Raw genomic sequence first — 12,211 nt, forward strand, 5'->3', positions numbered from 1 at the left:
GGAGACGGCGTTGGGCCGCGCCGCCGGGATCGCGACGGGACCCGACGGTTGCGGAACCGTGTCAGGCGCACGTGTCTCTCCGAGCGCAGCGCCCGCGACAGCGAAAACAATCACAGCCACCGAACTCACCAAGGTACGTCTGGTCCGGCTCCGGCGTCCCCGCCAGCTGCTGGCCGGGCCGATCGCCAGCCGACGACCACCGGACGCGATGACTGCGCGCGGCGCCGTGTCCGGCCGACTCGGATCAAGGCGCGTCGTCGGGCCCGGCCCGCGGCGCCCCTTCGGGCCGGCAGCACCAACGAGATCAACCAGCCTGGCTGGCGAAGCCACCCGCCCTGCCGTCGCCCGGGTCGCCGTCGCCCGGGTCGCCGTCGCCCGGGTCTGCATCGCCGAGTGCGGCGGATGGGCGCTCCGCACAGGGCGCTGGACGACCGGCTGGACCACCGAGGTGATGACGCCGACGAAAAGACCACGCCTGGCCGTCCGGATGACCACGCGAACGGCCAGGAACGCCGGACGCCTCCGCGCCGGTCCAGCCGGTCTGGATGCGGCGGGAACTGCCATTCGCAGCAGCCGCTCCGTCACTCCCCCCGGAAGGGCCGGATCACCGAGCCCCGCCAGCCGGGCCTTGAGATGGCGCAGCTGGGCGACCTCCCGCTGACAGGACGAACAGCACGCGACATGCGCCAAGGCACGGTCCCGACCGTCGTGGTCCAGTTGCCCGTCGACCAGTGGGGCGATCTGCTTACCGAGATGTCCGGTCACGCCTCCCCCTCCGGTGCGGACGACGTGCCACCACCAGCATTCGCCGCCGCCGGCAGGCCTGTCGGCGGCGTCCGCCGAGTGATCCGGTGCGATCGGCGTGACGACGGCATACCGTCATCAACCGGGACGACCGGGACTGCCACGGGCACGACCGGGCCGGCCACCGTGTCCGACGTCGACGACACGGTCAGGACGGCCCCACCGGCTGGGACGGCGTCAGCCGTCACGGCGCCCGATGCTGTGAACTCTGCCGGCCCGTCTGTCGTCACCGACGTGCGCGGCGCCCGATCGGCGAGGGCTTGGCGCAGCATGGCGCGGCCCCGGGAGATCCGACTGCGGACGGTCCCGAGTTTCACCCCGAGAGTCTGCGCGATCTCCTCATAGGACAACTGTTCGATGTCGCACAACACGACCGCAGCCCGGAAATCGGGCGGGAGCGCTGCCAGCGCACCTTCGATGTCTGCATCGAGATGCGACTCCGCATATACAGCCTCGGGACTCGCTTCGCGGCCGGCGAGGCGTTCCGGGTCGTCCGGCAACGCGTCGAACCGAATCTTCTGCTGGCGGCGCATCCGATCCAGGAAGAGGTTTGTAGTGATCCGGTGCAGCCAGCCCTCAAAGGTGCCGGGCGTGTAATCGGCCAGCGACCGGAACACCCGCACGAAGACGTCCTGGGTGAGGTCCTCGGCATCATGTGCGTTACCGGTAAGCCGGTAAGCGAGCCGATACACCCGATTACCGTGATCCCGGACGACCTCTTCCCAGGTGGGTGGCACCCACGTGGTCTGATCCACCCCGGCGACGTCGACGGCGACGGTTTCGTCACGTCCGGCGTCGCCATCGGACACCGGACGGGACGAAGCCGACCGTCCGGGCGCGAACGTCGCCAGGCGCGCGTCCTGTCCGGTCACGGTCGCCTCTCGATCGGTTCGCGACGAACGTACCCGACGCGCCGGCCATGGCGCGGCAAAACCCGCAGCGGACACCGGCTGATCTCCCCTCGATCCATCCCGACACGAGGTGCGCTGACCAGACGAACGCACCATCCACAGCGGGCGTTCCCGTAGGCTGCCCATGTCATGCCCGACACAGCCACCGGAGCCATCGATCCGGCCTCCGAATACACCGAGGGCTTCCTGCTGGAAGACCCTCCGCTGAGGGCTGCCCGAGCACGCGCCGAGGAGGTCGGGATCGTTCCCGTCAGCCCGGGTGCCGGGTCCATCCTTCGTTTTCTCGCCGCATGTGTCGCCGCCCGCACCGTCGTCGAAATCGGAACGGGTACAGGGGTGTCCGGTACCTGGCTCCTGCGAGGTATGCGGCCGGACGGAACGCTCACCACCATTGACGTCGAGGCCGAACATCTCCGGCTCGCGCGCCGCACGTATGCCGACGCGGGAATGGCATCCAACCGCAGCCGGCTGATAACAGGCCGGGCCCTCGACGTCCTGCCCCGCCTCACCGACGGTGCTTATGACCTGGTCTTCTGCGATGCGGACCGGCGTGAGGCCACCGATTACCTCAACCAGGCCCTCCGCCTTCTGCGACCGGGCGGGATCGTGGTGTTCGCCGGCATGCTCGCCGGTGGGCGGGTCGCGGACCTGGCCGCTCGCGATCCCGAGGCCGTCGCGGCCCGGGAGCTCGCGACCGCCGTGCGGGACGACATCCGGCTGACGCCGATGCTCCTGACCGCCGGTGACGGCTTGGTCGTCGCGGTTGTCGCGAAGTCGTCACCAGTCGGGTGAGCGCTCACCCGCTTCGGGGTCATCGACCTCGAAGCGGGCGAGCCGAACCATGATCGCAAACCCTTCGGCCGGCTGAGCGCCGAACCACGCCAGCAGCGTGCGGACATCCCGACGGGGGGGGTTACTCCGCCAGGCCGCCACAGTCCTTCACCGGCCGTCTGGACCGCGCGCAGAAGGCCCCTGGTACCCGCGTGTGTCGTCAGAGGAGAACGTGCCGGCCGTCGGCGCGGCAGTGGCCGCGTAGACAAGCCCGTCAGCGAGCACCAGACAACCCTCTGCGTTGGCGGTGAGCGCCTCGACGGTGGCTACGCCCCAGCAGGAGTTGACGTCAGCAGAACCCGGGCCGGCACACCGACCTGCGACGGCGTACCGGCCCACCGCGTCACGGTCGGTGGGCGGAGGGCGGCCCGCCCGGAATCCACCGGAACGTCGAACACGCCGGCCACCTGCTTAAGGCCTAGGACCTAGGGCCTAGGGCCTAGGGCCTAGCCGGCAGCCGACTTCAGCGCGTCCCCGAGGTCCTTCGCCTCGTCAGGCAACAGTTCCACCACGAGACGGCCACCCCCTTCGAGCGGAACGCGCATGATAATGCTGCGTCCCTCCTTGGTGACCTCGAGCGGACCGTCACCCGTCCGCGGCTTCATGGCCGCCATCGGTGCACCTCTTCCTGCCGTCGGACCTGCTACCACCGGCGATTATCCCGGAGAACAGGCCGGGAACCGAAACACGTCACCCCGCAGCGCCACAACAGACACAGCTTGACGGACTCGCGAACCGCCCGATAAGCCTCCAGATGGCCAACACGGACACGATCCGGACCAATAGCCATGGTCAGGACGTCACGGCGGTCCGGCCTCGACGTGCGCCTGAAGTCAGCCGGACATCAGCTGGACGTCATTTCCCGGGCGAAGCGGCGCAACGACACCCGCCACGCAGCCGCGAGCAGCGGCCGCAGCAGCTCGAACCCGGCGCGACCGAACCACCCCAGCGGCAGGTCCAACTCTTCGGACCAGACAAGCCTCGACCGCCCGGCGCGCACCGGCACCACCACGAAGGCTCCGCCTCCCCGCACCACCCGGCCGGTATGGCGAACCAGGCAGCGGTACGGCGGCTCCCACTCGACAATCTCCATCGTGTCGACGATCGCCAACGGACCGATCCCGGTGCGGGCGACGATGCATCCGCCGACACCGATCCCACCCTGACGGCAACGGACCACCGTCGTCGCCAGCAGCCACTCGCTCTGACGCTCCCAATCCGTCAGTGCCGCGAACACGGCGTCCGGTTCGGCGTCCACCTCGACGGCCGCGACAAGCGTGCCGGGCTTGCGCCGGTTCACCGCGGCGGCTGCCGGGCGGTGGTGCCTCCGGAACAGACTGACGCTCAACATGAAGATCCCCCATAGTGGTTCGCCGGCTTGGAGCGCCCGGCAACAGGGACGCGGCCTCGCGGGGCTGGGGCACACACCTCACCTCATCGCTCCCCGGCCATCGCTTCGCGATGCACGGGTACCCCGGCTCGTCGCTCGACACCCACAACCAGGGTGCCTCCCTCCTCCCTCCTCGCATCTCGCATCTCGCGATACACGCACCCCAGCCCCGCTCCCTGATCCACGCCCCTATTGCCGGGCGCTCTTAACGATGTGAATCTGATGCTCCTGCCACAACACCAGATTCACATCGTTTCCAAAGACCGTCCGGCATCTCCCGGATGCCGGTCACGCCGACGGTGGGGCCGGCAGCTCTGCCCGAGTCGGCAGCGTCGCAGGCACCGGTGGAGTCGTCTGGCTGACAGCGTCGGCGTGGCCAGCCCAGTCGTCGCGATCCGCGCTCCGCCGACCCTGAGACTGATGATCGAAATGTGCGAAGGATGCGAGCCTGACCATCTCCTCGTCCCGCCGCGCCAGCTCAGCGTCCCGCCAGGCGATCTCGTCCGCGAGCCGCGCGAGTACCGCGTCGACCTCGGCCATCCGGTAACCCCGAAACGCCATATCAAACCGGACACCGTTCACGTCAGCCGCAGACACGGCCGGTGCAGGCAGACCGTGGCCAGCCGCATCCGGCGGAGCCGACGACAACCGGTCGAATCTTCCGACCGCGAGGGCGGCGACGGCGAAGACGATGGCGGCGACAACCACTATCTCGACAGCGAGCAACACACTCACGATCGTGGCACGTACCGAAACGTTACGCCGCACCTGCCACCCCGCCAGCCTGATCGCGGCTGTGGTTTCGCCCGGCGCGAGGCCCGGCGGGACACTCTGGGCGCTCTAAACTCCCTTTCGATGAGTACGGACGCCGACACGCCCCACGCCGCTGATCCGGCGGGCGCCGAGCACACCGCAGGCACGGAGCAGACCGTGGGCCCAGCGCACATCGCGGATGCGGTTGCCGCCGCTGACCTCCGGCTCGGCGCCTCGACCTTCGGTCCGTCCGACCTGGTCATCATGGCGATCATCAACAGGACACCCGACTCGTTCTTCGATCGGGGCGCGACCTACGGCGAGAGGGAGGCACTGGCCGCTGTGGACCGTGCCGTCGCCGACGGCGCCCAGATCATCGACATCGGCGGAGTGAAGGCGGCGCCGGGCGCTGACGTCGATACGGGCGAGGAGCTACGGCGCATCGGCGGATTCGTCGCGCTGGTCCGATCGAAACACCCCGCCATCGCGATCAGTGTGGACACCTGGCGGGCCGAGGTCGCCACGGTGGTGGCGGGGGAAGGCGCCGACCTGCTCAACGACGCCTGGGGTGGCACCGACCCGCACCTGGCCGAGGTTGCCGCCGAGCATGGCTTGGGCCTGGTCTGCACCCACGCCGGGCACCTGCCGCCCCGCACCCGCCCACACCGAATCGCCTACGACGACGTGGTCGCCGACATCATCGCCACCACGACCGGGCTCGCGAAACGCGCGGTGGCGCTGGGAGTGCGCCCGGACGGCGTCATCGTCGATCCCGGCCACGACTTCGGCAAGAACAGCCGGCATTCCCTGGCGGCGACGCGTCGGCTGCCCGAACTCGCCGCAACCGGATGGCCGGTGCTCGTCGCGCTGTCGAACAAGGACTTCATCGGCGAGGCCCTCGATGTGGCGGTCACCGAGCGTCTTGAGGGGACCCTCGCCGCAACCGCGATCAGCGCCTGGCTCGGTGCCAGGATCTTCCGTGCCCACCAGGTCGCCGCGACCCGCAAGGTGCTGGACATGGTGGCGACTATCCGCGGTACCCGGGATCTCGCTGTCGCCCGCCGGGGACTGGCCTGACCCGGGCACACCGACTACTCCCCCTCGAGCTGTTCGGCGGCGCTCGGACCGATACCGCCCGGCCGCCGTACCCCGGCCTCAAGCAGGTCCAACGCGGCCGCGACCGTGTCCGCCCAGCCCAGCGCGTCTCGGGCCGCCGGTCGGACGAAACCCCGCCGAACCAGCTCCGCCACCTGTGCCCGAAGGTGGGTGAACAGGCCCGAGGGGTCGAGGACGACGACCGGCTTGGCGTGCATCCCGAGGGAGCGCGCGACCCAGACCTCCAACAACTCCTCGAGGGTGCCAAGGCCGCCGGGGAGCGCGAGGAATGCGTCCGACCGGATCTCCAGGAGTCCCTTGCGCTCCCGCATCGTCGTGGTGACGATCAGTTCGTCCGCATCGTCGTCGGTGACCTCCAGCGCCGCCAGCGCCCGCGGGATCACCCCCACGGTGTAGGCACCACCGGCACGCGCTGCGCGGGCGACCGCGCCCATGCACGAGATCGAGCCGGCGCCCGAGACAAGGCCGTGGCCGCGGCGGGCGAGCGCGGTGCCGACGTCGGCGGCGAGCTCGATGTAGGAGGGATCGATCGCCTCGGACGACGAGCAGTAGACGCAGATGTTCACGCGGGCTCGCCGGCCGGCCAACCGGTATCCGGTCCCGACTGGCTGGTACCGCTGGCACCGCCGCCGCCCGGACGGTGACTGTCGACGATGATGCGGACAGCCTCGTCCACGTCATCGGTGAGGGTAACAAGATCAAGATCTGACAACAGGATGCGCCCGGCGCCCGCGACGGTGGTACGCAGCCAGTCCAGCAGACCCCCCCAGTACCGCGACCCGATGAGCACCACCGGAAAACGGGTCACCCGACGGGTCTGGACGAGCGTGAGGGCCTCGAACAGCTCATCCAGCGTGCCGAGCCCGCCAGGCATGATCACAAATGCCTCGGCGTACTTGACGAACATGGTCTTGCGGACGAAGAAGTACCGGAAGGTCACCCCGAGATCGACCCAGTCGTTGAGGCGTTGTTCGAACGGGAGCTCGATACCGAGGCCGACAGACAGACCACCGGCTTCCTGCGCGCCCCGGTTGACAGCTTCCATCGCCCCCGGACCGCCACCGGTGATCACCGCATAGCCGGCCCGGACGAGCGCGGCACCGAGCCGTTCGCCCAGGGCGTAGTCGGGGTCGTCCACGGAAACACGGGCCGAGCCGAAGACCGTCACCGCTCGGGGCAACTCCGCGAGCAGCCCGAACCCCTCGACGAACTCACTCTGGATCCGCAGCACCCGCCACGGGTCGGCGTGGACCCAGTCGGTCGGACCGCGGGTGTCCAGCAAATGCTGGTCGGTCGTTGACGCCTCGACCAGCCCCCGGCGGACGGTGATGGGCCCGCGTTGCCTCTCCGGGGGTCGGCGGGTCCGGGCCGGCCGGTCCCTGCCTGGACCGGGACCGGGACCGGCAGCGCCGGGGACCGGAGGAACGTCTGGCTGGGCCGGGTCGGTGGGCGTACTCACGAGCCGTAACATAACGTTCCAGCGTTACATTCAAGATCACATTCGGGTAACCGGCGGAGGAGTTCGGCGAGCGTTATCCGAAACATCCCGGGCAGGTCAGCAGCCATCCCGGCATGTGCTGATCCGGCTGATCCGGCTAATCCGGCTCTTGCGTCGTGAGGTAGCGCCGCAGGACGTCCTCGGCCGCGCCGATCCGTTCGGCCTCCACGTATTCGTCGCGGGTGTGGGCAAGGTTGGGATCACCGGGGCCGAAGTTGAGAGCGGGGATGCCGAGCGCGGCGAAACGGGCCACGTCCGTCCAGCCGTATTTGGCCACGGGCACGCGCCCCGCGGCCGCCACGAACGCGCGCACGGCCGGCGCGGTGAGCCCGGGTGGCGCGCCGGCAGCACTGTCGGTCAGCTCAAGGGCGAAGCCGTCGAGGACGTCGCGGACATGCTCGAACGCCTGGGGGACATCACGGTCCGGAGCGAATCGATAGTTAACCGTGACCGCACAGGCGTCCGGGATGACGTTGCCGGCGACTCCGCCGCCGACCCGCACGGCGTTGAGGCCCTCGCGATACGTACAGCCGTCGATCGTCACCGTCCGCGGCCGGTAGGCGGCGAGGCGCTCCAGCAGCGGCGCGGCACGATGGATCGCGTTGTCACCGAGCCACGCCCGCGCCGAGTGCGCCCGACGTCCACGCAGCGTGGCCACGACCCGCAGGGTGCCCTGACAGCCCGCCTCGATCTCCCCCGATGTCGGCTCCAGGAGCACCGCGAGATCGGCGTTCAGCCAGTCCCGATGGCGCGCGGCAAGCCGGCGTAGCCCGTTGCGGTCGGCGCCGACCTCCTCGTTGTCATAGAAGACCCAGGTGACGTCGTGCGCAAGGCCGCCAGCCGTGCCGCCGACCAGGCCGTCAACCATGCCGTCGAGCAGGGTGGCGGCCAACCGCAGCATCACGGCCACCCCCGACTTCATGTCGGACGTTCCGCAACCGTAGAGCCGACCGTCCACGGCTCGGGCCGGTACGTTGTCCGCGATCGGCACGGTGTCGAGATGGCCGGCCAGCAGCACCCGGGTCGGTCGGCCCAGGTCGGTGCGGGCGACGACGGCGTCGCCATCGCGGTCCACCCGCAGTCCGGCGAGGTCCGCCAGCGCCTCTTCGACCAGGTCGGCCAGGGCGGCCTCGGATCCGCTCTCGGACGGGACGTCGACCAGGGCGCGGGTCAGCTCCGCCGCCGGGACGGTGAGGTCCAGCCGTGCGCCCGGAGGCCGTAGTCCCTGGTGCGCCAGTGGGGATCGCTCAGGGAGCAACGCCGTGCTCCCTCAGGACGTCGTTGAGCGCGAGCTTGTCGTGGATCTCGCCTTCGGCCAGCGTGCGCAGCACCAGGACGCACGGCATCGCGAAGTCCCCACCGGGAAACGACTTCACCCGGCTCGACCCCACCGCCACCGCCCGCGCCGGGATCTCCCCACGGGGATACTCCTCGCCGGTGACAGCGTCGAACACGTGCGTGGACGCGGTCAGGATCGCACCCGCGCCGAGCTTGGCCCCACGGCGTACCCGGGCACCCTCCACCACCATGCAGCGGCTGCCGATGAACGCGTCGTCCTCGACCACCACGGGCCTGGCGTTCGGCGGTTCCAGCACCCCGCCGATGCCGACCCCGCCGGACAGGTGCACCCGACGCCCGATCTGCGCACACGAACCGACCGTCGCCCAGGTGTCGACCAGCGTGCCGGCACCGACATATCCGCCGATGTTGGTGTAACTCGGCATCAGTATCGCGCCGGGTTCGATGTGCGCGCCCCAGCGGACGATCGCGCCCGGCACAACGCGGACCCCGTCGAAGGACGTCTTGAGCGGCACCCGGTCGCGATACCGGAAGTCGCCGGCGCAGGACTCGACCATTGCCAGCACCCGGAAGGCGAGCAGGATGGCACGTTTGGCCCGCTCGTCCACGACGACGTCGCCGCCGGTGTCGCCGTCGCCGGTGACGTGCGCGACCCGCGCTTTCCCTGCGTCCAACAGGTTGATCGCCTCGACCACGACATCGTGGACACTGCGGCCGTCCGGCGCCTCGGTGGCGTCGGGACGGTCCCACAACAGGTCGACGACCGGGTCTATCGCGGAGTCCATGATCTCATCCGAGGTACTCACGGTTCCGACCCTAACGAGGCGAGGCACCACTCGTGCCCCACCGACTCCGGCAAGCGGTGGATCATCGGATGTCCGGCGGCTCCGTCGTGACCTGAAAGCTGGGGCGGGCACCGCGGTCGTCGTCCGGCCATGGCACCGCCGGCGCCGGGGCCGTCCCCGGAGCCACGATGAGGTCCGGGCCTCCACCCTGGTACCGGCCTCCCTGCGGGTAGGCGGTGTCCGGCCATCCTCCGGCCGTGGGCTGGCCACCGGTCGACGGTCCGGCCTGCGGGAATGGCGCGACCGGATGCGCGCCGGTCTGGTACCCGCCACCGGGGTATCCGGCGCCGGGGTATCCGGCGGACAGCAGCGACGGCGGGTTGACCGGAGGTGGTGGATTGACCGGCGGCGGCTGCGCAGACGGCGAGTGGACCTGCTGCGGCGGTGGCAACATCGCCATCCGCTCCGGGACGGTGGCGACCTGAGCGTCCGGCCCGGTCAGCGCTATCCGTACGTGATGGCGCCCAGCCTCGCCGTAGAACACTCCGGGCGCGACAAGCACACCCACGCTTGACAGGGCGTCCACCGTCGCCCACGCATCTTCCCCACGGGTCGCCCACAGATAGAGCCCGGCCTCGCTGTGTTCGATGGTGAACCCGGCGACAGCCAACGCCGCGGCGAGCACCGCGCGCCGGTTGGCATAGCGCGCCCGCTGCTCGGCAACGTGCATGTCGTCGGCCAGCGCCGCGGTCATGGCCGCCTGAACCGGCGTCGGGACCATCGACCCGCAGTGCCGCCGTACCTCCAACAATCCGGCGACAAGCCTCGGATCTCCGGTGACGAAGCCGGCGCGGTAGCCGGCGAGGTTCGACCGCTTGGACAACGAGTGAACGGCGAGCAGCCCCTCGTGGGAACCGCCGCAGACATCGGGATGCAGCACCGAGACGGGCCGGGCTTCCCAGCCCAGCTCGATATAGCACTCGTCGCTGGCGACCACGATGCCACGATCTCGGGCCCAGCCCACGACCGCCCGCATCTCGTCCACGGTCAACACCCGGCCCGACGGGTTGGCCGGGGTGTTCAGCCAGACCAGCGCCACGCCGTCCGCCGGACCGAGCACCGGTTCGCAGCCAGCCAGCAGGGCACCGACCTGGTAGGTCGGGTACGCCGGTGTCGGTATCCAGATCCGGTCGCCCGGCCCGAGCCCGAGTTGGCTCGGAAGCTGCGCGACCAGTTCCTTCGTCCCGATCACCGGCAGCACGGCGGCCGGCTCGATGATCACTCCGAGCCGGCGTGCCAGCCAGCCCGCCGCTGCGTCCCGCAACTCAGGCGTGCCGGCGGTGGCCGGATAGCCAGGGGCGTTCGCCGCCGCCGCAAGGGCATGCTGAACCGCGAGCGGGGTCGGGTCCACCGGCGTGCCGACCGACAGGTCGACGATGCCGTACGGGTGTGCGCGGGCCTTGTGCGCGAACGGCGCAAGGGCATCCCAGGGGAAGTCAGGCAACCGTACCCGGGAGTGGCGGGCCTGCCGGAACGCTCCGGCAGGCCCTGGAGGCCCGGTCAGGACTCGCCCTGCGGCGCCAACGTGGCGACGCTGGGCGGGTCGAAGTCGAGCGCACCCACCTTCGACGCCCCGCCAGGCGAGCCGAGCTCCTCGAAGAAGACGGCGTTGGTATCGGTGAAGCCCTTCCACTGATCCGGAACGTCGTCCTCGTAGTAGATGGCTTCGACCGGACAGACGGGCTCACACGCTCCGCAGTCGACGCACTCGTCAGGCTGGATGTAGAGCATCCGTCCGCCTTCGTAGATGCAGTCGACCGGGCACTCCTCGATGCAGGCCCTGTCCTTGACATCGACGCAGGGCTCCGCGATGACGTAGGTCACCGGTTGTTCCTCCTCGGCTCACGGGCGACTGACTCCCTAGTATCGACCTCAACGGTTCTGTGTCGACAACAAGGGCGTTCGCTTGTCGTGTATGTCGTCCGTATCACTCCTGCTGACACCGGCGCCAGAGTCTCGGTACGCCGGCGGGTCGCCGGTCCGTTGCCGCTGACCGACGTCGTCGGGCACCTGTTGTCCTGGGCCGATCGACGTCTGACGATACGGACCAGCGACGGTTCCATCGTGACGGTCGCCGAAGATGATCTCGTCGCAGGTCGACGGGTTCCGCCGCGGCCGGTCCGCAGATCAGCCGCCGGGCCGGCCACGGACGAGCGTGCCGTGCCGAGTGCCGAGCAGGACGCAGGACAAGACGCAGGACAGAGCGCAGTACGAAGCACTGGGCAGACGGAGGCGAATCCACGATGAGCGCCCGAACACGACGTCAGTTCGCCGACATCGTCCGACGGGATCCGGTCGATATCGGCCTGGCCTGCATGCTGATCGCGGCGGAGGTCGAACCGGAGCTCGACCCGGGACGCGAACTGGCCCGATTCGATGTCCTCGCCGGCGACGCCGGCGGCCTCCTGGGCATCACGCCGAGCGAAGTGAGCGCCACGGGCGATGGACCCGCCGCCGGACCCCCGATCGGACCCGCCGCCAGGCGAACGCTCGCCGGGCTGGACGTGCGCACCGCCGCCGAGATCCTGCGGGAGACGCTGGGAACCCGGGCCGGCTTCCACGGTGACGCGGGCGACTTCGACAGTCTGCACGCGTCCCTGCTCGCCTCGGTGCTCCGCCGCCGGCACGGCCTGCCGATCCTGTTGTCGATCGTGTGGACGGAAGTCGCCCACCGGCTCTGCGTCCCCGCATACCCGATCGGCATGCCCGGCCACGTCATCGTCGGTGTCGGTTCACCCGAGCGCCGGGTCCTGGTCGACCCGTT

General features: G+C 70.0%; 15 protein-coding genes. 3 read left to right on the plus strand and 12 right to left on the minus strand.

Annotated features, from left to right (window positions below; translation table 11 throughout):
* Together U9978_RS03925 and sigE are read right to left on the minus strand one after the other, a co-directional pair.
* On the minus strand, positions 1–765 hold a 765-nt coding region (locus tag U9978_RS03925; RefSeq protein WP_322759642.1), incomplete at its 3' end, for a hypothetical protein.
* A complete protein-coding gene (sigE, locus tag U9978_RS03930) occupies positions 762–1,676 on the minus strand; it encodes an RNA polymerase sigma factor SigE (RefSeq protein WP_416210840.1) in 915 nt (304 codons plus the stop codon). The genes sigE and U9978_RS03925, both read right to left, overlap by 4 nt.
* Before the next feature lie 168 nt (positions 1,677–1,844).
* On the opposite strand from sigE, the gene U9978_RS03935 reads away from it, so the two are divergent.
* Positions 1,845–2,507: an O-methyltransferase gene (locus tag U9978_RS03935; RefSeq protein WP_322759644.1), complete on the plus strand. Its 663-nt coding sequence runs from the start codon at positions 1,845–1,847 to the stop codon at positions 2,505–2,507.
* Here U9978_RS03935 and U9978_RS03940 read toward each other — a convergent pair.
* From U9978_RS03940 to U9978_RS03955, 4 genes are all read right to left on the minus strand, one after another.
* Positions 2,493–2,648 carry a hypothetical protein gene (locus U9978_RS03940; RefSeq protein ID WP_322759645.1) on the minus strand — a complete coding sequence of 52 codons (156 nt, stop codon included), beginning with the start codon at positions 2,646–2,648 and terminating at the stop codon, positions 2,493–2,495. The two genes, U9978_RS03935 and U9978_RS03940, sit on opposite strands and share 15 nt — an antisense overlap.
* A 344-nt stretch (positions 2,649–2,992) precedes the next feature.
* Entirely contained in the window at positions 2,993–3,160 is a 168-nt protein-coding gene (locus tag U9978_RS03945) for a DUF3117 domain-containing protein (protein ID WP_013872340.1), read from the minus strand.
* Between the two features lie 230 nt (positions 3,161–3,390).
* Positions 3,391–3,897 carry an SRPBCC family protein gene (locus U9978_RS03950; RefSeq protein WP_322759646.1) on the minus strand — a complete coding sequence of 169 codons (507 nt, stop codon included), beginning with the start codon at positions 3,895–3,897 and terminating at the stop codon, positions 3,391–3,393.
* A gap of 327 nt (positions 3,898–4,224) precedes the next feature.
* Positions 4,225–4,704 carry a DivIVA domain-containing protein gene (locus U9978_RS03955; RefSeq protein WP_322759647.1) on the minus strand — a complete coding sequence of 160 codons (480 nt, stop codon included), beginning with the start codon at positions 4,702–4,704 and terminating at the stop codon, positions 4,225–4,227.
* A 249-nt stretch (positions 4,705–4,953) separates the two neighbouring features.
* Between U9978_RS03955 and folP the strand changes: the two genes are divergently transcribed.
* Entirely contained in the window at positions 4,954–5,766 is an 813-nt protein-coding gene (gene folP / locus U9978_RS03960) for a dihydropteroate synthase (RefSeq protein ID WP_322759729.1), read from the plus strand.
* A gap of 14 nt (positions 5,767–5,780) precedes the next feature.
* Here the strand turns inward: folP and U9978_RS03965 are convergent, their stop codons facing one another.
* The 6 genes from U9978_RS03965 to fdxA form a co-directional block, all read right to left on the minus strand.
* Positions 5,781–6,371 (minus strand): TIGR00730 family Rossman fold protein, encoded by a 591-nt coding sequence (locus U9978_RS03965; protein ID WP_322759648.1) that lies wholly within the window; start codon positions 6,369–6,371, stop codon positions 5,781–5,783.
* Complete coding sequence (locus U9978_RS03970; RefSeq protein ID WP_416210841.1) at positions 6,368–7,276, minus strand: TIGR00730 family Rossman fold protein; 909 nt, start codon at positions 7,274–7,276, stop codon at positions 6,368–6,370. Before U9978_RS03970 ends, U9978_RS03965 begins: the two co-directional genes overlap by 4 nt.
* A gap of 124 nt (positions 7,277–7,400) precedes the next feature.
* Positions 7,401–8,561 carry a succinyl-diaminopimelate desuccinylase gene (gene dapE / locus U9978_RS03975; protein WP_322759650.1) on the minus strand — a complete coding sequence of 387 codons (1,161 nt, stop codon included), beginning with the start codon at positions 8,559–8,561 and terminating at the stop codon, positions 7,401–7,403.
* Complete coding sequence (locus tag U9978_RS03980) at positions 8,551–9,387, minus strand: 2,3,4,5-tetrahydropyridine-2,6-dicarboxylate N-succinyltransferase (RefSeq protein WP_416210844.1); 837 nt, start codon at positions 9,385–9,387, stop codon at positions 8,551–8,553. The genes dapE and U9978_RS03980 overlap by 11 nt, the downstream gene beginning before the upstream one ends.
* 82 nt (positions 9,388–9,469) lie before the next feature.
* On the minus strand, positions 9,470–10,951 hold the full coding sequence (dapC, locus tag U9978_RS03985) for a succinyldiaminopimelate transaminase (RefSeq protein WP_416210845.1): 1,482 nt from the start codon (positions 10,949–10,951) through the stop codon (positions 9,470–9,472).
* Positions 10,948–11,271 carry a ferredoxin gene (gene fdxA, locus U9978_RS03990; RefSeq protein ID WP_322759653.1) on the minus strand — a complete coding sequence of 108 codons (324 nt, stop codon included), beginning with the start codon at positions 11,269–11,271 and terminating at the stop codon, positions 10,948–10,950. The genes dapC and fdxA overlap by 4 nt, the downstream gene beginning before the upstream one ends.
* A gap of 419 nt (positions 11,272–11,690) precedes the next feature.
* Here fdxA and U9978_RS03995 point away from each other — a divergent pair.
* A partial coding sequence (locus U9978_RS03995) for a transglutaminase family protein (RefSeq protein WP_322759654.1) occupies positions 11,691–12,211 on the plus strand: 521 nt, incomplete at its 3' end.

It is taken from the genome of Protofrankia sp. Cr2 (genome assembly GCF_963555885.1).
GTDB lineage: Bacteria > Actinomycetota > Actinomycetes > Frankiales > Frankiaceae > Protofrankia.

Excerpts from the sequence above, each read along its gene's own strand:
- U9978_RS03935 (WP_322759644.1), top strand. The coding sequence starts at position 1,845 with ATGCCCGACACAGCCACCGGAGCCATCGATCCGGCCTCCGAATACACC.
- U9978_RS03945 (WP_013872340.1), bottom strand. The coding sequence starts at position 3,160 with ATGGCGGCCATGAAGCCGCGGACGGGTGACGGTCCGCTCGAGGTCACC.
- U9978_RS03950 (WP_322759646.1), bottom strand. The coding sequence starts at position 3,897 with ATGTTGAGCGTCAGTCTGTTCCGGAGGCACCACCGCCCGGCAGCCGCC.
- folP (WP_322759729.1), top strand. The coding sequence starts at position 4,954 with ATGGCGATCATCAACAGGACACCCGACTCGTTCTTCGATCGGGGCGCG.
- U9978_RS03970 (WP_416210841.1), bottom strand. The coding sequence starts at position 7,276 with ATGTTACGGCTCGTGAGTACGCCCACCGACCCGGCCCAGCCAGACGTT.
- U9978_RS03980 (WP_416210844.1), bottom strand. The coding sequence starts at position 9,387 with ATGGACTCCGCGATAGACCCGGTCGTCGACCTGTTGTGGGACCGTCCC.